The following is a 26035-nucleotide window of genomic DNA, read 5'->3' as shown; positions in this document are numbered from 1 at the left end:
TTCCTCTGCTATGCGGAAGAGATGGCGACGCGCGGGATACAGTCAGCGTGTTGGAAAATACGGAAGAGGCCAAGGAAACACTCTAACTTGGTAGAACCCGAATGATCGAGTCTACAGGAGGAGAAGGAATATTCCCGTCGGTAGCACCTATTGGCATTTTCCCAAGGACAGCCCAGTATCGTAAACACCTTTTTTCGTCCCTACGGGTCGCTCCCGCGCTTCGCTTGGGCTGCTTCCTCCACCGGGACAAAATTATTCAATTTTCAAGGTACAAAATCATAAGAGCAACCCTTAAATCAGGAGCTGCTCTTAGCATACAAGGAGGTTTAGCGATGAGAACAGCCATTATGACGGGGGCGTCCGGCTATATCGGAAGCCACCTGGCGAAAGAGCTTATCCGGCAAGGGTGGAGTGTACATGCGATTGTCCGCCCGCTTTCCGCCATCGACGCACTGAACGGCAGCGACGGTCTGACAATCCATGTTCACGACGGAACGACCGATGGAATGATAGACATCATGAAGCAGGCTGAGGATGCGAGCGTCGTTATCCATCTGGCTTCCTTCTTCCGGGCCGAACATTGTACGTCCGAAGTGGAGCCGTTAATTCAATCGAACGTGCTGTTCGCCGCGCAGCTTGTCGAAGCCATGTGCGCGGTCGGCATCCGCAACCTGATCAACACCGGAACGTCATGGCAGCATTACCGTGACGAGGCGTACAATCCCGTTTGTTTGTACGCCGCAACAAAGCAAGCCTTCGAGGCCATCCTGAAATATTATGTCGAGGCACGGTCGCTGAGCGTAATCAATCTGAAGCTGTTCGATACTTACGGGCCGAACGATCCGCGGCCTAAATTGTTCACGTTGTTAAGAAGAGCCGCGGCCAGCGGGCTGCCGTTGGCGATGTCCCCGGGGGAGCAATTGCTCGACCTCGTATATATCGATGACGTCGTCGAGGCTTACCTTGTCGCGATCGAGTTCATGCTCGGAAAGATGCAGCCTCTGCTGGAGGATTATGCCGTCACCTCAGGCCAACATCTATCGCTCCAAGAGATCGCGGCCATTTACAGCAAAGTGACAGGCGTCGAACTCCCGATTCAATGGGGAGGGCGAGCTTACAGGGATCGCGAAGTCATGGTTCCATGGACGAAGGGACAAGTGTTGCCGGGGTGGGTGCCGCGGGTGGACTTGGAGACAGGCATACGGAGAATGGAAATGAATTCGGCAAGGGGGCACTCTTTTGTATAGGATAGGCGATATTTTGCGCTTGCGCGAGAAGACGGCAGTTGTCGCAGACGCAACGAAGATAGGAGTTGTCGCTTTCGAATGCGAGAAGTCGAGCGATGCTTGGCATATTGACTTGGAGCGCAAGCAGGAATGGACGTACGAGCAACTCACCGACATGGGTGCCAGCGCTTGCGATCGATTGCAAGACGTCGGGTTGCTGGAAGCGGCGAAGCGCAGGCTGATTTTCGAGAAAATTGAAGAATTCTACGGGCTGTTCCACCGTCCGAAGCCCTTCGTTCCGTCCGAATCGAATCTGCACTATGCGGGGAAGGTATACGATCATTCCGAAATGGTCGCCCTGGTCGACGCTTCGCTCGACTTCTGGCTGACGTCGGGCCGCTTCTCCAAGCAATTCGAACAAGAGCTTGCACGCATGCTTGGCGTCCGATACGCGCTCTTGACCAATTCGGGTTCGTCGGCCAATCTGCTGGCCATATCGGCGCTGACTTCTTCGAAGCTCCAAGACAGGCGGTTAATGCCCGGAGATGAAGTCATTACAGTAGCGGCCGGGTTTCCGACGACCATCGCTCCGATCATCCAAAACCGCCTCATTCCGGTGTTCGTCGATGTTGACTTGGGGACGTATAACATAAAGGTCGAAGAGATCGAACGGGTAATCTCGCCCAGAACCAAAGCGATCATGATCGCGCATACGATGGGCAATCCGTTCAACTTAGACGCTGTCATGAGCATCGCCAGGAAATACAACCTGTGGGTGGTGGAAGACAACTGCGACGCGTTGGGATCGCGCTACAACGGCCAATGGACGGGAACCTTCGGCCACATCGGCACTTCAAGCTTCTATCCTCCCCATCACATCACGATGGGCGAAGGCGGGGCCGTATATACGAACGATCCCGTTCTGAAAATGGCGATCGAATCATTCCGGGACTGGGGGCGCGATTGCTGGTGCCCGTCAGGATGCGACAATACCTGCAACAAGCGGTTCGACTGGCAACTGGGCCAATTGCCCAAGGGCTACGATCATAAATATACGTATTCGCATATCGGCTACAATCTGAAAGTGACGGACATGCAAGCCGCGATCGGTCTTCAACAATTGAAGAAGCTACCTTTCTTCACCGAGAAGCGGATACACAATTTCAACTTGTTGAAGAGCAAATTGAAGCCGGCGGAACCCTTCCTGATTCTTCCCGAGGCGACGCCCAACAGCCAGCCCAGCTGGTTCGGCTTTATTCTGACGGTGAGGGATGGTAGCGGGCTGGACCGGAACCGAATCACGCGCCATCTGGAGAGTCGCAAGATTCAGACGCGAATGCTGTTCGCCGGCAATATCATCAGGCAACCGGCATTTGCCCAAGCGGAGTATCGCGTCTCGAGCGAATTGCGGAATACGGACAAGATCATGAATGATACTTTCCTAGTCGGGGTCTATCCGGGGCTTGACGACGCAATGATCGATTATATGGCCAATACGATTATGGAAGCCATTCATGCCCATCGATTGTAGGATTAGGAGACGCTACGAACAGATTTGATGCGAACGGCAATTGAATTCGCTTACATTTACCCCATTGACACCAAACTTTACCTGATGGTATATTCGGGGTGTGGGCCAGGCTAAATCGCCTATGTCATTTGAAAATGAAGGGAATGTTTAGCACATGCAAGGTAAAGTAAAATGGTTCAACGCAGAGAAGGGTTACGGGTTCATCGAGACGGAACAAGGCGGCGATGTGTTCGTTCACTTCTCCGCTATCCAAATGGACGGTTACAAAACCCTCGAAGAAGGGCAAGCCGTCGAGTTTGACATTGTGCAAGGCGCCAGAGGCCCGCAAGCAGCGAACGTCGTTAAAGCGTAATCATTGGGCGCTAAGCGCCACCTAAACATACAAACCGGTTACCTGATAACGATTTGCCGGCCACCCAACCTCGGAGCGATCCGGGGGTTTTTTTATGGCCAAATTCAAGGTTCGATCCCGGACGGGACTATAGTCCTTCCGCAAGTTGTACAATATGAGCCAAGTTATCGAAAAATTCTAAATTGTTAACGGAATGTTTTGAAACGGCTCTGACGGCATGTTAAAATGAAGTCAGCAAAGGAGGAATGCCTATGAAATACAACATTCGAGGTCAGCGCTTGGAAGTCACGGATGCTCTTCGCGAGTACGTCGAGAGGAAGCTGAGTCGTCTGGAACGGTATTTTGAAGCACCTCCCCAATCCGATGTGCATGTCACCCTTTCGGTGACGAAGGGCCAGCATGCCGTCGAGGTCACGATCCCGCTCACGGGCGTCATGCTCCGGGCGGAAGAGAAGCGCGAGGACATGTACGCTTCGATCGATTGCGTCGTGGACAAACTGGAACGCCAAATCCGCAAGCACAAAACGAAAGTGAACCGCAAACTGAGACAAACAGGAGCCAGCAAGGGGCTTTTCAAGGAGGAGCAGGGGTACGGCGGCGTCGCGACGGCCGCGCCGGATGAGGAAGACGAATGGCAGGTCATTCGTACGAAGCGCTTCAATTTGAAGCCGATGGACGTGGAGGAAGCGATCCTCCAGATGAACATGGTCGGCCACAATTTTTATTTGTTCGCCAATTCCGATACGAAGGAAGTGAATGTCGTCTACCGCCGCAATGACGGCAGATACGGGTTGATCGAATCGGTCGGGTGAACGTTCATCTACTTTATACTCCCAAGCTCCGGAGCAAGCCGCCGGAGCTTTTCTAATGAATATAGCGGAGGAACGGTCTGCTCGCCATCGGCTGCCGGAATTCCAACATTTGCGGTGCCCGAAGTGGGCTGCCGGCGCCGCTCCTTTCTTGCCCCTCTCCTTCCAAACTGATAAAATGATAAGATACTGCATACCCGCGGAGATAAGAGAGGGGTAGTCTAATGCTCGGATTAGTCAAAAAGATTTTCGGAGACGCCAACGAACGAGAAGTGAAGCGGCTGATGAAGACCGTGGAACAAATCAACGATCTGGAGCCGTCCTTGACGGGACTGTCGGACGAACAGCTTCGCGCCAAGACGGGCGAATTCAAGGAACGTCTCGAGAAGGGCGAAGACTTGGACGACCTGCTCCCCGAGGCGTTCGCCGTCGTACGCGAGGCGTCCAAGCGCGTGCTTGGCATGCGCCATTTCGACGTGCAGCTTCTTGGCGGCATGGTGCTCCATTCGGGCAAGATCGCAGAGATGAAAACCGGGGAAGGGAAGACGCTCGTCGGAACGCTCCCCGTTTATTTGAACGCATTGGCCGGCAAAGGCGTGCACGTCGTCACGGTCAACGATTATTTGGCGCAACGGGACAGCCAGATGATGGGGCAAGTGTACCAATTCCTGGGCATGACCGTCGGCTGCAACCTGAACGGCCTCAGCCACGAAGAGAAGCAGGCGGCTTACGCTTGCGACATCACCTACGGCACGAACAACGAATACGGCTTTGACTATTTGCGGGACAACATGGTTCTGTACAAAGAACAGATGGTTCAGCGTCCGCTTTATTATGCCATTATCGACGAAGTCGACTCCATCCTTATCGACGAAGCCCGGACGCCGCTGATCATCTCGGGTCAGGCGCAGAAGTCGACGCAGCTGTATTTTACGGCCGACCGTTTCGTCAGCACGTTGAAGGAGACGGAAGACTACACGATCGACGTGAAAATGCGCAGCATCGCCCTGACGGACCAAGGGGTGAGCAAGGCCGAGGCGATGTTCGGCATCGACAACCTGTTCTCGCACGAAAACGTCCTGCTGAATCACCATATCAGCCAGGCGCTGCGCGCTCGCTATATTATGAAGCGCGACGTCGACTACGTCGTTCAGGACGGCGAAGTCGTCATCGTCGACGAGTTCACGGGACGGCTGATGGCGGGCCGCCGCTACAGCGACGGGCTGCACCAGGCGATCGAAGCGAAGGAAAATCTCGAGGTTCAGAACGAGAGCATGACGCTCGCGACGATCACGTTCCAGAACTACTTCCGGATGTACCGGAAGCTGGCGGGCATGACCGGTACGGCGAAGACGGAGGAAGAGGAATTCAAGCGCATTTACGGGCTTGAGGTCGTACAGATTCCGACGAACCGGCCGAATATCCGCGTCGACTTCCCGGACGTCGTCTACAAGTCGGAGAACGGCAAATACCGCGCCGTCGTCGACGCGATCGTGGAACGCCATAAGACGGGACAACCCGTGCTCGTCGGCACGGTCTCGATCGAGAACTCCGAACGCGTATCGGAGATGCTCAAGAAGAAGGGCATCAAACACCAGGTATTGAACGCCAAGTACCACGCCGAAGAGGCCGCCATCATCGCCAACGCGGGCCAGAAGGGCGCCGTGACGATCGCCACCAACATGGCGGGCCGCGGTACCGACATTCTGCTGGGCGAAGGCGTGGCGGAACTGGGCGGGCTGCACATTATCGGCACGGAGCGGCATGAGAGCCGCCGGATCGACAACCAACTCCGCGGCCGGGCGGGACGTCAGGGCGACCCGGGTTCCTCGCAATTTTACTTGTCGATGGAAGACGAATTGATGCGCCGCTTCGGCGCCGACAATATTATGGGCATGATGGAGCGCCTGGGCTTCGACGAGGATTCCCCGATCGAGAGCAAGCTCATCACCCGGGCGATCGAATCGGCCCAGAAGCGGGTCGAAGGCAGCAACTTCGACGCCCGCCGCATCGTGCTTCAATACGACGACGTCATCAATCTGCAGCGGGAGAAAATTTACGGCGACCGCCGTCAAATTCTGTTCTCCGACAACATCCGGGATGTCGTGATCGGCATGGTCCGCTCCGTCGTGAACCGGGCGGTCGACAATCATTGTCCGGCTGACGCCGTGCCGGAGGATTGGGATCTGGACGGCCTGGTCAGCTACATTCATACGAACATCCTTCCGGAAGACCGCGTCACCAAGGAGGACTTGTGGGGCAAGGAGAAGGAAGAGATGGTCGAGTGGCTCATGGAGCGCGTCGAGGCTTACTACAACGAGCGCGAAGAGCAGATCGGCGCCGAGACGATGCGCGAGTTCGAGAAGGTCGTCGTGCTTCGCGCGGTCGACAGCAAGTGGATGGACCATATCGACGCGATGGATCAGCTGCGCCAAGGTATCCATCTGCGGGCTTACGGCGGCAACGATCCGCTTCGCGAGTACCAATTCGAGGGTCACAACATGTTCCTCGCCATGGTAGAGCGGATTGAAGAGGAAGTGACGCTGTACGCCATGAAGGCGCACGTCGAGAGCAACGTGAAGCGCGAAGCGGTTGCGGAAGGTCAGGCCGTCGACACGAAGGCCGAGCAAGGACCGAAGCGTCCCGCGAAGCGCGCCGAAGAGCGGATCGGACGCAACGACCCGTGCCCTTGCGGAAGCGGTAAGAAATACAAAATGTGCCACGGCCGCATAGGTTGAGGAAGAACGTGACGGTGCAACGGCCGGATTCGCGGACGGGGCACCGTTATGCCTGTCATAGACTTACATTTTTCGAAGAGGTGGATCAGCATGTCGAACATCGATGTGGCAATCAAGCAAGACCTTCGCGAAGCCGCGAAGCGACTCCAGCAGCTTAGGGGGTCTCTTTGACTTAGATCTGAAGCAGGAAATGATTGAGAACTACGAGGTGAAGATGGCGGCGCCCGACTTCTGGGACGACAACGAGAAAGCGCAAAGCGTCATCGCCGAGCTGAACGCAATCAAAGGCGTCGTGGAGCAGTACAGCCAGCTCTCCTCGGAGCAGGAAGATTTGGAAGGCATGCTCGAAATACTGGAAGAGGAAGCCGACGAAGAACTGGAGGCGGAGTGGACGGAGAGCGTGAAGGCATTCGTCCGCAAGGTCGACGATTTCGAGCTGCAGCTTCTGCTTAACCAGCCGTACGACAAGTCCCACGCCATCCTCGAGCTTCATCCTGGAGCGGGCGGCACGGAGTCGCAGGACTGGGCGCAAATGCTGTATCGGATGTATACCCGCTGGGCGGAGAAGCGCGGCTTCAAGGTCGAGGTGCTCGACTATTTGCCGGGCGACGAGGCGGGCATCAAGAGCGTGACCATTATGGTCCGAGGCTACAACGCCTACGGCTATCTGAAGGCGGAGAAGGGCGTTCACCGGCTCGTGCGGATTTCGCCGTTCGACGCTTCGGGACGCCGCCATACGTCGTTCGTCTCGTGCGACGTCGTGCCCGAGATTCCGGACGACGTGCAGATCGATGTCCGTCCGGAGGACTTGAAGATCGATACGTACCGTTCGAGCGGCGCGGGCGGCCAGCACATCAACAAGACGGAATCGGCCGTTCGGATTACGCACATTCCGACAGGCATCGTCGTCGCCTGCCAGACGGAGCGCTCGCAGATTCAGAACCGCGACCGCGCCATGAAGATGCTGATGTCGAAGCTGTACGAGCTGAAAATCCAGGAGCAGCAGAAGGAGCTGGCCGCCATCCGCGGCGAGCAGATGGACATCGCCTGGGGGAGCCAGATCCGCTCGTACGTGTTCCATCCGTACAGCATGGTGAAGGATCACCGCACCGGCGTCGAGACGGGCAACGTGCAGGCGGTCATGGACGGCGATCTGGATGCGTTCATCGACGGCTATTTGCGGAGCCAGATCAAGCAGACGGATGCGAATTAGAGCGTCCAGGGCGCTCGTACGGGCTCATTCGCCCGGCATGAGCGCGCGATAGGCAATCAGTTACCCGCTAGACGGCTAAAACGGCTTAAGCGGCACTCTTATCTTCGGCAGTGAAGAGGGAGGGGCCGCTTGGGCCTTTTTTTGTTGAAGGCACGTTCCATGTTTCTCCAATTCTCCTATTGACGGGCGGGCGAAGTCGGTGCTACGATGGGAAACAAATACGCAAGCGCTTACAAGCGTCTGTCGTCCTCATTTGGTGCAAACGTTTGCGCAAACGAATGCACAAATGCGGAGCCTGAAGAGACCGCGAAGGTACCCGCTAGGCTTCTCAAGGGCTCCATCCGATGGCGATTCCAAATCAGGAGGATGGGTATGAGAACAGAAGCAAGCCGCAATCGGCAGCGCCCGCTCAAGCGGCGGGGATGGAGTATTCTGCTCAGCGTCGTGTTGATCGTTCAATTGGGAATCGGAGCTTGGGCCGGCGCGGGAAGAGCGGCAGCCGAGGATTCAACGGTTCAGGTTCAAACCGAGCAGCCGCCGGCGGCTGCGCCCGCAGACGATGCAACGGCCACGTCGGAGCCCGAAGCGGCGCCTCCGGCAGAGAGCACGACCGAGGCGGACGATTCCGAAGCCACGACGCCTGCAGACGCTCCTGCGGCAACGCCTGCAGACGATGCAGAGGCGACAGCCGGAACCGAGGCGTCGGTATCCGCCGAAGAGACGGCGTTGGCGCAGGAAGCGGCTACGGCCGTAAACGAAGACGGGACGATCACGTTCCGCCTGCCGCTTGGCCAGGTCCGGGTGACCGCAAACGGGGATTTCAACGATTGGGGCCATCAGCCGGGCCCTTCTCAGACTGTAGATGCAAACGATTCCACCCAGACGTTTCTAAAGCTTGAAGGGCTGGAGCCGGGCAAAGAATACGCCTATAAGCTGCTGATCAACGGGGAGTGGACCCACGGCGATAATTTGAAAGCGGTTGCCGACGGGAACGGGACGCTGCATCTTCCGCTTCCGGCCGTCACTTTCTGGGTCAAAGGGAGCTTCGACGGCTGGACGCAGGAGCAAGCGTTGAGCGAACAGGACGGCGTGCTGTCATTCACGACCGGGGTCCTGGAGGACGGTTCGTACGAATACAAGTTCATCGCGGACGTCGCCGGCGATCAGGTCTATTTCAACGACCCGACGAATCCGCTCAAGGCCTCGAACGGCAACAGCAAGCTTGTCGTCGGCGCAACGGCGCCGGCGCTGGAGCCGGACACGTTCGACGAGCAGCCGGGCGGCAAGACGAATTGGGTGCTGGCCGGCAGCTTTCAGAAGGGGTTGGGCGAGTCCGCGGATTGGAAGCCCGACGGCACCGTCACCCGAATGAAGCATCTTGTCGGCGAGTACTACGCCTATTCCGCGGTGCTGGACGCGGGCACCTACGAGTTCAAAATAACCCGCAACGGGGATTGGGACAGCGGCATCTCCAACGGCGGCAACAACATCTCCTTCACGCTGCCCTCGCAAGCGAAGGTCAATTTCTACGTTAACGGGGAGACGAAGGAAGCGCGAATTCTCGTTCCGGATGACGCGACCGTAACCGGAATCGAGCGTTTCGCGCCGAAGCGGACGGAGGAGAATTGGCCGCGGCTCGTCGGTTCGTTGCAGGAGCAGTTCGGCGAAGGCGCCTGGTCGCCAGGGGAAGCCAAGCAATTTTTCGTCGATTATTATTTTAACGATACGGTTTACAAGCTGCAGCGCACGTTGACGGAAGGGACGCATGAAGCGAAGGCGGTCATGGGCTCCTCCTGGGATGCGGAGAACTTCGGCGACGGCAACGACAATTTGAAGTTCAAGCTGTCGGACACGGCCGACGTCACGTTCTCCTTCGACAATTCCGCCAGCCCCAAAAGGCTGACGGCCGATTACAAGATCGGCACCGGCAAATACGACGGCAAAGTGGATGCGAGCCGAGTTGCGTTCGACAGCCGCTCGATTACGTTCAAAAAGCCGTTCGGCGCGATCAAGCAAGGCGCGGAGGACTTGACGCTCCGCATCGCGGTGAAGCACGACGACGTGCAGGTCGCCCGCGTCGAGCTGACGGACGGCGAAGGGATAGCCTCTACGTATCCGATGCGCAAGACGACGACGGTCGGCGATCAGGATTACTATGAGGCGGTCATTTCCAAGGACGTTTTCACCACGATCGGGATTTGGGGCTATAAATTCATTCTGATCGACGGTTCCGAGAAAATGGAGTACGGCGACGACGGCAACAGCGGGGGGACGGGCACGGCCGTCGCGGACGGGGCGATTCCGTTCAACCTGACCGTCTATGCCGCCGACTACCATACCCCGGACTGGATGAAGAACGCGGTCGTCTATCAGATTTTCCCGGACCGGTTCTTCGACGGCGACAAGAGCAACAACCGGGCGAAGCTGGCGGACGGCTCCCGGGGCGTCCGCACCGAGACGGGCGAGAACGCGGGACAGATCGAGAAGACGCCTGTGCAATATTTCGACGGCGGCGTCCCGAACGATCCGGCTCCGGACCAGGTGTGGGGCAAGTGGGGCGACGTGCCGGAGCGGCCGGACCGCAGCTCGCCGGAGAACGCGCCTTATTATCCCGATGCCAAGACGGACGGCGTCTGGACCAACGAATTTTACGGCGGGGACATTCAAGGGATCGAGCAGAAGCTCGACTACCTAAAGCAGCTCGGCGTCACGGCGGTTTACTTGAATCCGGTCGCCTGGGCAGCGTCCAACCACAAGTACGACGCGACTGATTACAAGCACCTCGATCCGATGTTCGGCGAACCGGTCTACAACAAGCCGGGCGACCCGGCGTCCGGGCTGAATTACGAGGAGACGCGCAAAAAGTCAGACGCCGTCTTCGAGAAGTTCGCCAAGGCGGCGGCCCAGAAGGGCATCCGGATTATTAACGACGGCGTTTTCAACCATGTGGGCGACGACTCGATCTACTTCGACCGTTACGAGAAATATCCGGAGATCGGAGCGTACGAATATTGGGCCAAGGTGTGGCGGACGAAAGCCAATACGCCCGGCATGACGAAGGAGCAGGCGGAGCAGAAGGTCATCGCCGAATTCACGAGCAAGATCAATCCGGCGACCGGCAAGCATTACAAGTATCCGGACGACTTCGGCTTCACGACCTGGTTTACGATCGGCGAGCAGACGGTTCTCGACAAGGACACCTCGAACACCCATTACGCTTATGACGCTTGGTGGGGCTACGATTCCCTGCCGGCCATGGACGCGAAGGAGCCGCAGGAAGGCGACGCCGACGCGCTGGACGGCCAGCACGAATGGAACAACACGGACTACCGCAACAATGTCATCGGCTACGATCTGACGGGCAAATCCGACGAAGAGGCCGCCAAGGCGATGCAGGACACGGCGTCCCAGAGGTGGCTGTGGATGGGCTCCAGCGGCTGGCGGCTGGACGTCGCCCCAGACGTCTCGAGCGGCACGTGGCGGAAGTTCCGCGAAGCCGTCAAGTCGGCGGAAGGCCGGGCGGACGCGAACGGCAAGCCGATCGACGAGCCGATCATTCTCGGCGAAGAATGGGGCGTAGCGACGAAGTACCTGCTGGGCGACCAGTTCGACTCCGTCATGAACTACCGGTTTCGCGGAGCGATCCAGGACTTCATCATCAACGGCGGCAAAGAGACGGTGAACGCGAACAACGCGGCCAACCTGAACGACGCGCTCGAGCGCATCCGCGAGGATTATCCGAAGGAAGCCTGGCAAGCGATGCTGAACCTGGTCGATTCCCACGATACGGTGCGCTCGCTGACGAAGCTGGACAATCCGACCTGGGAAGAAGAGAACGTGAAGATCGCGCCGGAAGCGTCCGACAAGGCGCTCAAGCAGCAAGCGCTGATCGCGCTCTTCCAGATGGGCTATCCCGGCGCGCCGACGATCTATTACGGCGACGAAGTGGGCGTCACCGGCACGAAGGATCCCGACTCCCGGCGCACGTTCCCGTGGGAGCGCATCGGCGGATCGAACGGCGCATACGAGGCGGCGGGCCGCTACGCCGAGCTGTACAACACGTACAAGAAAGCGGCGGAAGTGCGCAACGCCAACGAAGTGTTCCGCACCGGCGATCTGAAGCTCGCTTACGCGCAGGACAACACGATCGCGTACGCGCGCAAGAACGAGACGAAGGGCGCGCTCGTCGTCGTCAACAGCGGCAATACGGCAAGCGAGATCGAAGCGGACGTGGCCGGCTATTTGCCGGACGGCACGAAGCTGACGGACCGGCTGGGCGGCAGCGTCAGCGCTGCGGTCGAAGGCGGCAAGATCAAGCTGACCGTTCCGGCGCTGAGCGGCTACATGATGGTGTCGGAAGGCAATCTGACCGCAGTCCGGACGCCCGCCAACCTGAAGGCGGAGGCGGGGAACGGCAGCGTGACGCTGACCTGGGACGCCGTAGAAGGAGCCGACGGCTATCGCGTCTACCGCGCGCCGATCGAGGGCGGGGCCGTCGAGCTGCTGGGCGGCGTGACCGGAACGAGCTATACCGATGCCGCTGTCGAGAACGGCATCAAGTACTATTACGCGGTGACGGCTACTCAGGGATCGGGCGAGAGCCTGCTCGGCGACATGGCGTCCGCGACGCCGTCGTTCCCGATTACGTCGGTGGCGAAGCCGAGCCAGGCGCCCGACGTGACGCTGGGCGTCGGCAATACGACGGGCGACATCACGGTCGACGTCGAAGCGGCCGGCTTGACGGACGACGCGGCTTACGCCGGCGAAGAAGCGCCCCATCTCGCCGTACGGCTGATCGTCTACAAAGACGGGGACGCCGCAAACGCGGCCGAGATCGCCATGGCGTACAAGGGCGACAACGGTCCGGCCAAAACGTACAAAGCCAAATTCGAGCCGACCGAGCCCGGCGTATACCGCTATTATGCCCAAGCGTCGACGGACAACGAGGAGACGTTCGTATCCTCGGAGGAAGCGTCCTTCACCGCCGTGTCCGACCCGGGCGATACGACGCCTCCCGCTGCTCCGGAGCTCCAGCCGATTGTGACGGAATCCGGGCAGGCGAGCCTGAGCTGGACGGCTTCCGGCGACGCTGCCGCGGGCTACGAGGTTTACCGCAAATCGGGAGACGGAACGTACGCGAAGATCGCGACGCTGCGGAACGCGGAGTCCTATACCGATTACACGGTGAGCAACGGGACGAAGTACACGTACAAGGTGGCGGCCTTCGACGCCTCGTACAACCGGGCGTTCTCCGGGGAGCGGAGCGTTACGCCGCAGCTCGTCATGGTCGACGTCACCTTGCGGCTCCATCTTCCGGATTACACGCCGGCCACCGACGACATTTACATTGCGGGAACGTTGAATGGCTGGACCGCGAACGGCGGCAAGCTTAACGTGCCTAGCGGCGCCACCGACCGGAGCGTCGTCGAATACAAGTTCAAGATGATGGCGGGCAAATCGATCGAGTACAAATATACCCGCGGCAGCTGGTCGACGGAAGCGTTCACGAGCCATAACCGCGTCGAGAACGATACCGAGGACTACGGCAACTGGGCTTACAGCTCGACCGACACGAACATGCGCCTGACGATTCGCAACGAGGGCGGCAACCAAATGACCATCGACGATTATGTCCTCCGCTGGAGCGACATGCCGATGATCGTGACGATGCCCCGCATCTCCTATGGCGACGACATCGCTTACGAGACGACGGACGACAAGTTCACGCTCAAGGCCAAAGTGCCGTACGGCGTGCGATTTACGATCAACGGCGAGCCGCTGGCGGACGGTGGCATGGACGCACAGGGCAACGTATACGTGGAAAATATCCCGCTCTCCCTCGGGGAGAACCGCTTCGAGCTGCACATCGAGCCGACGCAGGAGACGATCGACCTTCCCTGGTACACGGACGACGGGCGCGCAAGCCAGGCGACCAAGACGCTGAAGCTGACGATCAACCGCACGGGCGAAGGCGGAGGCGATACGACCGCGCCCGGCGAAGTGACGGGAGCGAGAGCGATTCCGGGCAACGGCAAGCTGACCGTCACCTGGAAGGATCCCGCCGACAGCGACCTGGCGAAGGTCAAGGTGTCGGTCAAGGGCGACGGGACAGTCGATCCGGTGGTCGTCGACAAAGGCGTCCAGCGAGCGGTTATCCGCGGGCTGACGAACGGCAAGAAGTATACGCTGCTCGTTCAAACCGTCGACGCTTCGGGCAACGTCTCGGCGGGCGTTGAGGCGGCAAGCAAGCCTTCGAAGCCGTCGGGCCCGGTTGCGGATCAACCGGGCGCGTCGACGCCGGAGCCGGGGACGAAGCCGACGCCGGAGCCGGGGACGAAGCCGACGCCGGAGCGGCCGGGCAAGCTGCAAGCGTCCGCGAAGCCGGATGCGCAAGGAACGGCGTCGGTCGCCTTCACGGCCGACGAGGTGACGAACGCGCTGCAGCAGGCGGCGGGGAGCACTTTCACGTTTGAAGTGAAGCCGGACGAAGGGACGAGGACGGTGAACGTCGAGCTGCCGGTGCAGCCGCTGCTGGACGGCGGCACCCGCATCGGGACGATCCGGATCGACGCCGGCCTTGCTTCTGTGACAGTGCCGACCGGCTGGCTCGCGGGAGCGGGTACGCCGCCGAACACGCTGAAGCTGACCGTAGCCGAAGTCGACGCCAATTCGCTGCCGGCCGACGTTCGGAACCGGCTTGGCGGCAGCCCGGTATACGAGATCGCGCTCAGCGCGGATGGGCAGCCGGTAGCCGACGTGGGCGGCGGCAAGGCGGTCGTCGAGCTCGCCTACACGCTGAAGCCGGGCGAGCGGCCCTACCAAGCGGTAGCCGTGTATGTGAGCGAAGACGGCAAGCTCGGAACGGTCGGCAACGCCAAGTATGACGCCGCAACCGGGAAGCTGACGTTGAAGCCGAACCGTCTCGGACGGTACGCGGCGGTTTATGCGGGCGTAAGCTTCGCCGACGTGCCGGCAACCGGCTGGTTCGCCGAGCCGATTGCCGCACTGGCGGCAAGAGGGGCGGTCGGCGGTGTCGGAGACGGAAGATTCGATCCGTCCGGCCGCGTGACGCGAGCGGAATTCGTCGCCATGCTGGTGAACGCGTTCGGGCTGCTGGACGACCAGGCGGCGACGACGCTCGGCGACGTTCGAAGCGGCGCCTGGTACTACGGCGCCGTCGCTTCCGCCCAGAAGCTGGGCATCGTCAGCGGCAAGGCGGACGGGACGTTCGGCGCCGGCGATCCGATCTCCCGGCAGGATATGGCCGTTCTTGCGTTCAAGACGGCGAGCTTGCTGCAAGCCGGCCTGGAGAACGGCTCGAACCCGGACGGCTTCAAGGACGAAGCCGCGATCTCGGCCTATGCCAAGGAGGCCGTCGAGGCTTTGCGGCAAGCCGGCATCATGAGCGGCACCGGGAACGGCGCTTTCGAACCGCAAGCCCCGTCCACCCGGGCTCAGGCGGCGGCTCTTGTATACAGACTCTTTCAACGGATCGACTGACCGGCCATCCCCGTGGGAATCTCCTTCCCGCGGGGATTTTTCCATGCGGAAACCATTGTATAAATAATACGTCGGATGTATAATAATACAAAGTTCGAAACGTCCGGTCGATTCATCTTTTGTTTTTTACTTCCACGGCTGGATTCGGTACAATAAGGGTGGTTTTTTCCAGGCTGTTGGACCTTTCATAGGGAGAGAACGCATATGACGCAATCAACGAACGTACGCGCGGCCATCGTCGGCTCTACCGGCTACGGCGGGGTCGAGCTGATCCGCCTGCTGGCGGCCCATCCGAACGTGACCGTTACGTCGGTCGTCTCCTCGTCCGCGGCGGGGACGCTTTTCTCGGAAGGGTTTCCGCATTTGACGGAGATCGTCACGGACACGCTGGACGCCGTCGATCCGGAGCTCATCCGCGGCAAAGCCGACGTCGTGTTCCTCGCCACGCCGCACGGAGTCAGCGCAAAGCTGGCGCCCGACTTTCTCGAAGCGGGGCTGAAGGTGATCGACTTGTCCGGCGATTTCCGGTTGAAGGATCCGGCGACGTACAAGGAATGGTACAAGAAGGACGCGCCCGACCAGGCGTATCTCGACCTTGCCGTCTACGGCATGAGCGAGCTGTTCGGGGAAGAGGTAAGCGGCGCGAAGTTCGTCTCGAACCCGGGCTGCTTCCCGACGGCGACGACGCTCGGCCTCTATCCGGCGGTGCAAGCGGGCTGGATCGATCCGGACAGCATCGTGATCGACTCGAAGACGGGCGTGTCGGGATCGGGCCGCGGGCTCAACCTGTCGGCGCATTTTTCCGAAGTGAACGAAAATTTCAAAGCTTACAAAGTCGGCCAACACCAGCATACGCCGGAGATCGAGATGGTGCTGTCGCGCGCGGCCGGCCGGCCCGTGACGACCACCTTCACGACGCACCTCGTCCCGATGACGCGCGGCATCATGAGCACGATGTACGCGGCGTTGACGGACCGCAGCCGGACGAGCGAGGATTTCACGCAATTATACCGTCAATTTTACGAAGGCCGGCGTTTCGTCCGGGTGCGTCCGACCGGCACCTATCCGGCGACGAAGGAAGTGTACGGCTCGAACTATTGCGATATCGGCCTGAACGTCGACGCGCGGACCGGCAGAATCACGATCATCTCCGTCATCGACAATCTGGTCAAGGGAGCGGCCGGCCAGGCGATCCAGAACCTGAACCTGATGATGGGCTGGGACGAGGCGCTCGGCTTGCGGTTTACTCCGGTTTATCCTTAACGATTACGCTCATAACGGAGGAACGGACTTCTCATGGGGAAAACATACGACATCGTTCCGGACGGCGGCATCACGGCGCCTAAAGGATTCAAGGCCGGAGGGCTCCACTGCGGCCTGAAAAAAACGGATCGCCACGATCTCGGCGCGATCGTCTGCGAGGTGCCGGCCGCGGCTGCGGCGGTGTACACGACGAATTTGTTCCAGGCGGCGCCGCTTCAGGTGACGCGCGAGAGCCTCGCCGAGGAAGGCAAACTGCGGGTCGTGCTCGTCAACAGCGGCAACGCCAACGCCTGCACGGGCAAGCAAGGCGAAGAAGACGCGCGCACGATGCGTTCGGAGATCGCGGAAGCGCTGGGCGTACCGAAGCATCAGGTGGCGGTGGCGTCCACGGGAGTCATCGGCGAATTGCTCAAAATGGACCGCGTCTCCTCCGGCATCGCCAAGCTTCCGGAACGGCTGCGCGCGGATGCGCAAGGCTCGGACGATTTCTGCCAGGCGATTCTGACGACCGACCTCGTGAAGAAGACGGCCTGCGTCAAGCTGACGGTCGACGGCGAGACCGTCACGATCGCCGGCGCGGCCAAAGGCTCGGGCATGATTCACCCGAACATGGCGACGATGCTCGGCTTCGTCACGACGGACGCCGCCGTTCCGGCTTCGCTGCTGCAGGAGCTGCTCCGCGAGACGACCGACGTCACGTTCAATATGATTACCGTCGACGGCGACACGAGCACGAACGACATGCTTGTTGCGATGGCGAGCGGTCTGGCGGGCAATCGGGAGCTGAGCCGGGAGCATCCGGATTTCGCGGCGTTCGCGGACGGCTTGCGCTACGTATGCGAGCAGCTCGCGAAGGCGATCGCCCGCGACGGCGAAGGGGCGACGAAGCTGATCGAGACGACCGTCACGGGCGCCCGCAGCGACGAAGACGCCCGGGCGATCGCGAAGACGATTATCGGCTCGAGCCTCGTCAAGTCGGCGGCGTTCGGAGCGGACGCCAACTGGGGACGGATTATCGCCGCCGTCGGACGCGCAGGCGTTCCGGTCGACGTGAACACTGTCGACATCCGGCTCGGCGACATTCGGGTGCTCGAGCAGTCGCGGCCCGTTCCATTCGATGAGGACGCGGCGCTGGCGTACTTAAAGGGCGATACCGTCGCGATCCGCGTCGACTTGCATACGGGGGAAGGCCGGGCGGTCGCGTGGGGCTGCGATCTGACTTACGATTACGTGCGGATCAACGCCGCTTACCGGACGTAGGAGGAGCGCCGCGATGGAACGGTTCGTGATGAAATGCGGAGGCAGCACGCTGGCTGCGCTGCCGGACGCCTTTTTTCAGGATTTGACGGAGCTTCAGAACGGCGGCATCCAGCCGGTCATCGTTCACGGGGGCGGCCCGGCGATCAACGAGACGCTCGGCAAGCTCGGCATCGAGAGCCGGTTCGTGAACGGTCTTCGCGCCACCGACGAGGCGACGCTCGAGGTCGTCGAGATGGTGCTCGCGGGACGGATCAACAAGGAGATCGTTCGAAGGCTGCAGCAGAACGGGGCGAAGGCGCTCGGCCTGTCCGGCACGGACGGCCGGTTGATCGAGGCGCGGCCGGTCGCGAACGCCGACGAGATCGGCTTCGTCGGCGACATTACCGGCGTGAACGCGGCGCTGATCGAAGGCATTATCGGGCTAGGCTACCTGCCCGTCATTGCGCCGATCGGCATCGACGCCGAAGGGCAGCGCTACAACATCAACGCGGACACGGCGGCCGGGGCGGTCGCGTCCCGCCTTGGCGTGAGCGCCATGATCGTCGTCACCGACGTCCCCGGCATTATGCGGACAGTGGACGGCGAGAAGAAGGTGCTGCCGCAAGTCACGTTCGCCGAGATCGAAGAGATGATCGCGAGCGGCGAGATTTACGGCGGCATGATTCCGAAGGTGCGCGCGGCGATGAGCTGCCTGCACGGGGACGTGCGGGAAGTGGTCATCGTCAACGGCGCGGAGCCGCGCGTGCTGAGCAGAGCCGTGCGCGAGGGCGGCATTGGGACCCGCATTTTGCGGGGGTAGTGTTAAAAAAATCAGGCGATGAATCAACCGGCAAAGAGCGGATCGTTCTGGAGCAACGAAGTGATCGCCTTTGTCCGCAGATTCCCACCCTGCTAGGGGTTATCGATCCCAGGAATCTGCGGGCAACAGCGAGCGGAAGAACGATCCGTGCTGTTAAGGTTGAGTCGTCGCCCAATACGAAGGGAGAGTTCGGCATGAGCAGTTTGTTTCCTACCTTTGCGCGTTATCCGATCACTTTGGTCAAGGGGAAGGGAAGCCGGCTTTGGGACGATCAGGGCAAGGAATACCTCGACTTCATGACCGGCATCGCGGTGACGAGTCTGGGGCACGTTCCGGAGCGGGTGAAAAACGCGCTCGTCAGCCAGCTCGACCAACTGTGGCACGTATCCAATCTGTTCTACAATCCGAATCAGGAGAAAGCGGCCAAGCTGCTGACCGACAACAGCTGCGCCGACGCCGTCTTCTTCTGCAACAGCGGCGCGGAGGCGAACGAAGCGGCGATCAAGCTCGCCCGCCGCTACCATCAGAAGGTGCTCGGCAACGGCCGCTACGAGATTATCACATTTACCCGGTCGTTTCACGGGCGGACGCTGGCTACGCTGACGGCGACGGGTCAAGATAAGGTGAAGGAAGGATTCCTGCCGCTGCCGGAGGGCTTCGTGCACGTGCCGCTGAACGATCTAGCGGCGCTGGAGGCGGCGGTGAACGACAAGACGGCCGCTATTATGCTCGAGCTTATTCAAGCGGAAGGCGGCGTCCACGAGGTCGATCCCGCGTTCTTGCGCGCGGTGCGCGAGCTGTGCGACCGCCAGGGGCTGCTGCTCATTGTGGACGAGATTCAAACCGGGATGGGACGCACGGGGAAAATGTTCGCCTACGAGCATTACGGCATCGAGCCGGACATCTTCACCCTGGCTAAAGGAATCGGCAGCGGCTTCCCGGTTGGCGCCATGCTGGCCAAGGCTCCGCTCATTCCGGCCTTTACCGCCGGCTCCCACGGTTCGACGTTCAGCGGAACGCCGATCGCCACCGCCGCCGTCGCGGCGACGATCGAGACGATGCTTCTCGAACAGGCGCCCGAGCGGGCCGCGGCTTCCGGTGAGCTGCTGATCGGCAAGCTGAAGGAAGCGCTGAACGGGCTGCCGAACGTCGTCGAGGTGCGCGGCAAAGGCTTGCTCGTCGGCATCGAATGCGCCGGTCCGGTCGCGGACATCGTCGCGGCGCTGCAGCATCGCGGACTGCTCGTCATTACGGCGGGGCCGAACGTGCTGCGCTTGCTGCCGAACCTGCTCGTCACTGCGGAGGAGATCGAAGAAGCGGTCGCCATCATCGCCGCCGTATTGTCCGAACAGGCGGCCGCTTTGTCGGCGAAGCAATGAACGGAACGGGCGGTTGCCTGTCCGTCGGCAATCGACCCGATAAAATCTGACGGCAGCCCAGCCGGCTGCCGAACCCATATTGAAGGAGGGATCGCCTTGTTTTCGACCACGAACGTGGAGGAGCTTGCCGCCGGTCTCAAAGGCCGCGACTTTCTGGGCCTCGTTGATTACAAGCCGGAGGAAATCCGTTATTTGATCGATCTGGCGATCGACCTGAAACGCAAACAGAAAAACGGCGAGATCTATCAGCCCCTGAAGGGCAAAACGCTCGGCATGATTTTCGAGAAATCGTCCACCCGCACGCGGGTATCTTTTGAAGTCGGCATGTACCAGCTGGGCGGCCACGCGCTGTTCCTGAGCCGCAACGACATCCAGATGGGCCGCGGCGAGACGATTCGCGATACGGCGATGGTCATGTCCCGCTATCTCGACGGCATGATTATCCGCACGTTCGGCCACCGCAACGTGGTGGAGCTGGCGCGCTCGGCGACCATTCCGGTCATCAACGCGCTGTCCGACCAGTCCCATCCGTGCCAGGCGTTGGCCGATTACCAGACGGTGCTGGAGAAGAAGGGCAAGCTGGAAGGGCTGAAGATCGCCTATATCGGCGACGGCAACAACATGCTGCATTCGCTCATGATGGGGGCGAGCAAGCTGGGCATGCATTTCGCCAGCGCGTCGCCGGAAGGCTACGAGCCGGATGCCGAGCAGGTGCGCCTGTCCCGCGAGTTTGCATCCGAAACCGGCGCGAAAATAGACATTCTGCGCGACCCGCGCGAGGCGATCGAGGGCGCGGACGTCGTTTACACCGACGTGTGGGCGAGCATGGGCTTCGAGGAAGAACAGAAGGAGCGCGAGCGCGCCTTCAAAAACTACCAGGTGAACGAACAGCTCGTCCAATATGCCAAGCCGGATTACCTGTTCATGCACTGCCTGCCCGCCCACCGCGGGGAGGAAGTGAGCGAGGGCGTCATCGACGGGCCGAACTCGATCATTTTCGACGAGGCCGAGAATCGGCTTCACGCGCAAAAAGCGATTATGGCCGCGATTATGTAACTATTTTCGACCATTGAAGGAGCGTTATTTTCCCATGGCAAAAGAAAAAATCGTGCTCGCCTATTCCGGCGGCCTCGACACGTCCGTCATCCTGACGTGGCTCAAGGAAACCTACGACGCGGAGATCATCACCTTCACCGCCGACATCGGCCAGAAGGAGGAGCTGGACGGTCTCAAGGAGAAAGCGATCAAGACCGGCGCTTCCAAGGTGTACATCGACGATCTGCGCGAAGAGTTCGCGAGAGACTTCATCTATCCGATGTTCCAGGCCGGCGCCCTGTACGAAGGCCAGTATCTGCTCGGCACCTCGATCGCGCGTCCGCTGATCGCGAAGCGCATGGTCGAGATCGCCCGCGCGGAAGGCGCCACCGCCATCGCGCACGGCGCGACGGGCAAAGGCAACGACCAGGTCCGCTTCGAGCTGACCGCCGCCGCGCTGGCGCCGGACATCAAGGTGATCGCGCCGTGGCGCGACGAGGCGTTCCGCGCCGCGTTCCCGGGCCGCGCCGAGATGATCGCTTATGCCGAGAAGCACGGCATCCCCGTGCAGGCTTCGGCCGCGAAGCCGTATTCGATGGACCGCAACCTGCTGCACATCAGCTTCGAGAGCGGCATGCTCGAGGACCCGTGGTTCGATTCGAGCGCGGAAGACGTGCAGGACATGTACGTGCTGAGCGTCTCGCCGGAGCAGGCGCCGGATAAGGCCGAATATGTGGAGCTGGACTTCGAAGCGGGCAACTGCGTCGCCGTGAACGGCGAGAAGCTGTCGCCGCTGGGCGTCATGGAGAAGCTGAACGAGCTGGGCGGCAAGCATGGCATCGGGCGCGTCGACATGGTGGAGAACCGCTTCGTCGGCATGAAGAGCCGCGGCGTGTACGAGACGCCGGGGGGCACGATTCTGTTCGTCGCCCACCGCAAGATGGAGTCGTTGACGATGGATCGCGACGTCATGCATTTGCGGGACTCGCTCATTTCCAAATACAGCTCGCTCGTCTATAACGGCTTCTGGTTCGCGCCGGAGCGCCTGGCCATTCAGGCGCTGGTGAACGAGAGCCAGAAGAACGTGACGGGCACCGTGCGGCTGAAGCTGTACAAGGGCAACGTCATGGCCGCCGGCTTGAAGAGCCCGGTCAGCCTGTACAACCCGCACATCGCCACGATGGAAGCGGACCCGACGCAGGCGTACGACCAAGGCGACGCGACCGGCTTTATCCGGCTGAACGCGCTGCGCCTCAAAGTGTCGTCCGGCGTGAACGGCGCTTCGGGATTGAACTGATCTTTGGGGGCCGGGGCGGCTGGCGCTTTTCGGCGGCGGCCGCCTTCGGCATGCGGGGAGCATCGCGGGCGCTCGGGGCGCCGGCGGCGCTCCCGCTTTGCCGTTATGGGCCGCTTTGCGGGCATGCGGGGAGCCATGTTTTGGCGGCTGTAAGCCGCAGATGTCGGATTACAGAGGCGCGCGGGGCCGGAATGGCTACTGTAAGCCGATAATGTTGGGTTACAGGTTTATCGCCAGGTGGAATTGGTTTGCACATGGCGCGTTGTTCGACGAAATCGAGGCCATTGGACGCATGGTAAGAACCCAAAAACCGCCGAGCCCGGCTATCGAGTCATTAGAGGCAGGGGAAGTTGAAGAAACGAAGGGAGTCTGGCAGCACATGAGCAAGCTTTGGGGCGGCCGGTTTACGAAGAAGACCGACCAACTGGTGGAGGAATATACCGCGTCGATCACGTTCGACAAGGAGCTGGCCGAGGAGGATATTCAAGGCAGTCTCGCGCACGTGACGATGCTGGGGCATTGCGGCGTTCTTCCGGCGGCGGACGTGGAGACGATCAAGGAAGGGCTGCTGAAGGTCCGCAACCGGATTCAGCGGGGAGAGCTGGAATTCGCGATCAGCGACGAAGACATCCACATGAACATCGAGAAGGCGCTCATCGAGGAAATCGGGCCGGTCGGCGGCAAGCTGCATACGGGGCGGAGCCGCAACGACCAGGTGGCCACGGACATGCACCTGTACCTGCGCAAGCGCGTGGTGGAATTCGTCGAGCTGCTGGCGAAGCTGCAGGCCGCGCTGATCGGACAAGCCAAGGCGAATCTCGATACGATCGTGCCGGGCTATACGCACTTGCAGCGGGCGCAGCCGATCCTGTTCGCCCATCATCTGATGGCGTACGTGTCCATGTTCGGCCGAGACATCGAGCGCCTGCAGGACAGCTACAAGCGCATCGACGCGCTGCCGCTAGGCGCGGGGGCGCTTGCGGGCACGACGTTCGCGATCGATCGCCATTATACGGCGAAGCTGCTGAACTTCGGCCGCGTATATGAGAACAGTTTGGACGCCGTCAGCGACCGCGACTTCATCGTCGAATTTCTGGCGGGCGCTTCGCTCATCATGGCGCATCTGTCCCGCCTGAGCGAGGAACTGATCCTCTGGTCCAGCACCGAATTCCAGTTCATTGAGCTGGACGACGCGTTCTGCACGGGCTCGAGCATTATGCCGCAGAAAAAAAATCCGGACGTCCCCGAGCTTGTTCGCGGCAAGACCGGACGTGTATACGGCCATTTGATCGGCTTGCTGACCGTGCTCAAGTCCTTGCCACTGGCTTATAACAAGGACATGCAGGAAGACAAAGAGGGCATGTTCGACACGGTCCGCACCCTGCAGGGAGCGCTGCAACTGTTCGCGCCGATGATCGAGACGATGAAGGTGCGTAAGGACAAAATGCGCCGCGCCGTCGATCAGGACTTCTCGAACGCGACGGATATCGCCGACTTCCTGGTGGGCAAGGGACTTCCTTTCCGCCAGGCGCACGAAGTGATCGGCAAAACGGTGCTGTATTGCATCGAGAACGGCAAGTTTCTGCTGGATCTGACGCTGGACGAGTTCAAACAGTTCTCGGCGCTGTTCGACGAGCGGATTTACGACGTCTTGCAGCCGCAAAACGTCGTCAACGCCCGCAACGTCTACGGAGGCACCGCCGCGCCGCAGGTGGCGGCGGCGATCGAGCGCGCGGAAGCGGAGCTGGCCCGCACGCATGCATGGGCGGCCGAATATGCGGAGAAGAGCAAATAAGCGGTCAAAAAGCCTGTCGGGTGACGAACCCGGACAGGCTTTTTAAAAATTGGGGGGTAATAGGTGTATTTTCTCAATGCCGCGCCGCGAGGCATAGGATTCGCATTTCCCTGCCACGCTCCCGAACCGGTTCCCGCACTCCCCCGCCTCGCTCTCACACCGGCTCCACCGGCCCCCCGTTGCCGGCGTCGGGCTGCGGCTGTGTCGGGGCGGGCGCCTCGTTGCCGCCGTTGTTGCCGTCGGCTTCGGGCGGCGCCAGGCGCGGGTCCGCGGCGTTGACGGCGACCAGCTCGTTCTGCGACCGGTACGTGTCGCGGGACAGCCTCGCGCGCTCCACGAACTTGCCGTCGACGTACTTGACGCGGTAAGACTCGATGACGTAGCCGGAGTCGCCCTTCTGCAGCACCTTCGATTCCCCGGGGGCGAGCGTTCCGTCGGCGACGTAAACGACTTTGGGCGCGACGATTTGCCGCTCCACCGTCTCGATCCCGTACGACACGCTCTCGTCCATCGTGCCGAACAGCTTGACGGTCAGCTGCCGATCCCGCACGTCCGTCTTGATCAGCAGTTGCTTGCCGGTCGAGTTGCGGAAGCGGAAATTGATGTACCCTTCCGCGAAGGTTGCGTCCAGCCCCGCGGGCAAATAGTGGACGGGCAGCGAATGGTTGCGCCGCTCCACGATGTCGATGCCTTCCGTGCGGATCACGGCGTTGTACAGCGTGCTCGACACCTGGCAGATGCCTCCGCCGACGCCGGGCGTCAGCTTGCCGTTCACGATGACCGGCGCTTCGCGGTAGCCGTATTCCTTCTCGGCTTTGGCGACGATCGCCCCGAAGTCGAACACTTCGCCCGGCTGGAGCAGCGTGCCGTCGAGCGCCTTGGCGGTGACGGTCACGTTGTGCGAGCGTCCCTCGGAGCTCGTCGCGAACGAGGTGGCGAACTCGGCGATTTTGCGCGAGATGCCTTCCTCCTTCAGACTTGCGACCGTCGCCTTCGGGGCCGTCTTGACGGTCGGCAGCCCGACGCTCAGCGCCTGGAAGCTCCCGGCGGACGCCGCCGACAACCCGCCCGGCGCCAGCGAAGTCGGCGCGCGCCTCACAACCTCCGCCATCAGCGTCTTCGTGTCCAGGGCGGTGCCGGGCGCCTCCGGCGTATAGACGACCTCGTCGCGTTCGTTGATGGAACGGGACGCGTCGCGCGCAGGCGCGGCTACCAGCCGGCCCCAGGCGCTCTCCGCCTCGCGCTTGAACGCCGCTTCGTCCCACTTCACGTTGATCGCGTACGTCTGCCGCAGCGTTTTCTTCATTTTCCCCCGTTGCCACCATTTCGCGTCCCGGAACGCTTCCAGGTCGCGCAAGGCCTCTTCCGCGCCGACCGACATTCCCAGCCGCTTCAAGGTCAGCTTCGGCGCCGGCTCCGAATCCGCCCGGCCGTCGCCGCCGCCCGCCAAAATCCGTCCTCCCGGCGCCACTTCGGTCTCCTCCAGCGCCCGGATGCGCTCCCGCACGGCCGTCAGCGCCTCCTGCGCCGTCCGGCCTCCGACCTCGAGCCCGCCGACCGACATCCGGTCGGGCAGCCGGTCGTCGCCGCCGCTCAGCGCGTACCCGCCCGCCGTTCCGATTCCGAGTCCGATCGCGGCCGCGATGGCGGCCGTCCATATCCAGCCTTTTTTCATCGGGCATCTCCCCATCCCCAAATGAATCCGGAACATTAATCGGCTTCCAACTTCATAGACGAAATTTCACGTAGCAATGTTAAAGCGCCGGATTAGAAATTTTTCAGTTTTTTCCTCCAAGCCAACGCGGACAAGCGTTTCCGGCGACAAAACCCGATTTAAC

Annotated in this window: 15 protein-coding genes; 14 read left to right on the top strand and 1 reads right to left on the bottom strand. The window is 60.8% G+C overall.

All coding sequences use genetic code 11. The annotated features are described in order from the left end of the window. Positions 1-332: 332 nt before the first annotated feature. The 14 genes from G485_RS0106020 (at position 333) to argH (ending at position 24197) form a co-directional block, all read left to right on the top strand. A complete protein-coding gene (locus G485_RS0106020; RefSeq protein ID WP_027091816.1) occupies positions 333-1247 on the top strand; it encodes an NAD-dependent epimerase/dehydratase family protein in 915 nt (304 codons plus the stop codon). Further along, positions 1240-2757, top strand: a complete 1518-nt coding sequence (gene rfbH, locus G485_RS0106015; protein WP_240489074.1) for a lipopolysaccharide biosynthesis protein RfbH — start codon at positions 1240-1242, stop codon at positions 2755-2757. Before G485_RS0106020 ends, rfbH begins: the two co-directional genes overlap by 8 nt. 154 nt (positions 2758-2911) lie before the next feature. Further along, positions 2912-3109, top strand: coding sequence for a cold shock domain-containing protein (locus tag G485_RS0106010; protein ID WP_027091814.1), 198 nt, complete (start codon positions 2912-2914; stop codon positions 3107-3109). A 251-nt stretch (positions 3110-3360) separates the two neighbouring features. Then, on the top strand, positions 3361-3921 hold the full coding sequence (gene hpf / locus G485_RS0106005) for a ribosome hibernation-promoting factor, HPF/YfiA family (protein ID WP_027091813.1): 561 nt from the start codon (positions 3361-3363) through the stop codon (positions 3919-3921). Between the two features lie 221 nt (positions 3922-4142). After that, positions 4143-6656, top strand: a complete 2514-nt coding sequence (gene secA, locus G485_RS0106000) for a preprotein translocase subunit SecA (RefSeq protein ID WP_027091812.1) — start codon at positions 4143-4145, stop codon at positions 6654-6656. Between the two features lie 90 nt (positions 6657-6746). Continuing rightward, positions 6747-7869 (top strand): peptide chain release factor 2 gene (gene prfB / locus G485_RS0105990; RefSeq protein WP_156922166.1). Its coding sequence is split into 2 segments (ribosomal slippage): positions 6747-6824 and positions 6826-7869, totalling 1122 coding nucleotides; the frame shifts between segments, so codons are not numbered across the junction. A 372-nt stretch (positions 7870-8241) separates the two neighbouring features. Continuing rightward, positions 8242-15369, top strand: coding sequence for an alpha-amylase family glycosyl hydrolase (locus G485_RS0105985; protein ID WP_084423135.1), 7128 nt, complete (start codon positions 8242-8244; stop codon positions 15367-15369). Positions 15370-15573: 204 nt separating this feature from the next. Continuing rightward, positions 15574-16632, top strand: coding sequence for an N-acetyl-gamma-glutamyl-phosphate reductase (gene argC, locus G485_RS0105980; RefSeq protein WP_027091809.1), 1059 nt, complete (start codon positions 15574-15576; stop codon positions 16630-16632). 33 nt (positions 16633-16665) lie between these two features. After that, positions 16666-17892 (top strand): bifunctional glutamate N-acetyltransferase/amino-acid acetyltransferase ArgJ, encoded by a 1227-nt coding sequence (argJ, locus tag G485_RS0105975; protein WP_027091808.1) that lies wholly within the window; start codon positions 16666-16668, stop codon positions 17890-17892. Positions 17893-17905: 13 nt separating this feature from the next. Further along, on the top strand, positions 17906-18691 hold the full coding sequence (gene argB, locus G485_RS0105970; RefSeq protein ID WP_027091807.1) for an acetylglutamate kinase: 786 nt from the start codon (positions 17906-17908) through the stop codon (positions 18689-18691). A 194-nt stretch (positions 18692-18885) separates the two neighbouring features. Beyond that, positions 18886-20070, top strand: a complete 1185-nt coding sequence (locus G485_RS0105965; RefSeq protein ID WP_027091806.1) for an acetylornithine transaminase — start codon at positions 18886-18888, stop codon at positions 20068-20070. Between the two features lie 96 nt (positions 20071-20166). Then, positions 20167-21126 (top strand): ornithine carbamoyltransferase, encoded by a 960-nt coding sequence (gene argF / locus G485_RS0105960; RefSeq protein ID WP_035154968.1) that lies wholly within the window; start codon positions 20167-20169, stop codon positions 21124-21126. 34 nt (positions 21127-21160) lie between these two features. Beyond that, the gene (locus G485_RS0105955; RefSeq protein ID WP_027091804.1) at positions 21161-22402 is read left to right on the top strand and encodes an argininosuccinate synthase; all 1242 of its coding nucleotides are present in this window, start codon (positions 21161-21163) and stop codon (positions 22400-22402) included. A gap of 379 nt (positions 22403-22781) precedes the next feature. Further along, positions 22782-24197 (top strand): argininosuccinate lyase, encoded by a 1416-nt coding sequence (gene argH, locus G485_RS0105950; RefSeq protein ID WP_027091803.1) that lies wholly within the window; start codon positions 22782-22784, stop codon positions 24195-24197. Positions 24198-24351: 154 nt separating this feature from the next. On the opposite strand, the gene G485_RS25290 is transcribed toward argH, so the two are convergent. Beyond that, on the bottom strand, positions 24352-25872 hold the full coding sequence (locus G485_RS25290; RefSeq protein WP_051318056.1) for a VanW family protein: 1521 nt from the start codon (positions 25870-25872) through the stop codon (positions 24352-24354). Positions 25873-26035 lie beyond the last annotated feature (163 nt).

The sequence above is a fragment of the Cohnella thermotolerans DSM 17683 genome (assembly GCF_000429825.1).
Taxonomy (GTDB): Bacteria; Bacillota; Bacilli; order Paenibacillales; family Paenibacillaceae; genus Cohnella; species Cohnella thermotolerans.
The sequence above is the reverse complement of the archived record's forward strand: the minus strand, read 5'-3'. Positions and strand labels throughout refer to the sequence as shown.

What these genes read in the sequence shown, in the direction of transcription:
- G485_RS0106020 (WP_027091816.1), top strand. Translation starts at nt 333, where the DNA reads ATGAGAACAGCCATTATGACGGGGGCGTCCGGCTATATCGGAAGCCAC.
- G485_RS0106010 (WP_027091814.1), top strand. Translation starts at nt 2,912, where the DNA reads ATGCAAGGTAAAGTAAAATGGTTCAACGCAGAGAAGGGTTACGGGTTC.
- hpf (WP_027091813.1), top strand. Translation starts at nt 3,361, where the DNA reads ATGAAATACAACATTCGAGGTCAGCGCTTGGAAGTCACGGATGCTCTT.
- secA (WP_027091812.1), top strand. Translation starts at nt 4,143, where the DNA reads ATGCTCGGATTAGTCAAAAAGATTTTCGGAGACGCCAACGAACGAGAA.
- G485_RS0105985 (WP_084423135.1), top strand. Translation starts at nt 8,242, where the DNA reads ATGAGAACAGAAGCAAGCCGCAATCGGCAGCGCCCGCTCAAGCGGCGG.
- argC (WP_027091809.1), top strand. Translation starts at nt 15,574, where the DNA reads ATGACGCAATCAACGAACGTACGCGCGGCCATCGTCGGCTCTACCGGC.
- argJ (WP_027091808.1), top strand. Translation starts at nt 16,666, where the DNA reads ATGGGGAAAACATACGACATCGTTCCGGACGGCGGCATCACGGCGCCT.
- argB (WP_027091807.1), top strand. Translation starts at nt 17,906, where the DNA reads ATGGAACGGTTCGTGATGAAATGCGGAGGCAGCACGCTGGCTGCGCTG.
- G485_RS0105965 (WP_027091806.1), top strand. Translation starts at nt 18,886, where the DNA reads ATGAGCAGTTTGTTTCCTACCTTTGCGCGTTATCCGATCACTTTGGTC.
- G485_RS0105955 (WP_027091804.1), top strand. Translation starts at nt 21,161, where the DNA reads ATGGCAAAAGAAAAAATCGTGCTCGCCTATTCCGGCGGCCTCGACACG.
- argH (WP_027091803.1), top strand. Translation starts at nt 22,782, where the DNA reads ATGAGCAAGCTTTGGGGCGGCCGGTTTACGAAGAAGACCGACCAACTG.
- G485_RS25290 (WP_051318056.1), bottom strand. Translation starts at nt 25,872, where the DNA reads ATGAAAAAAGGCTGGATATGGACGGCCGCCATCGCGGCCGCGATCGGA.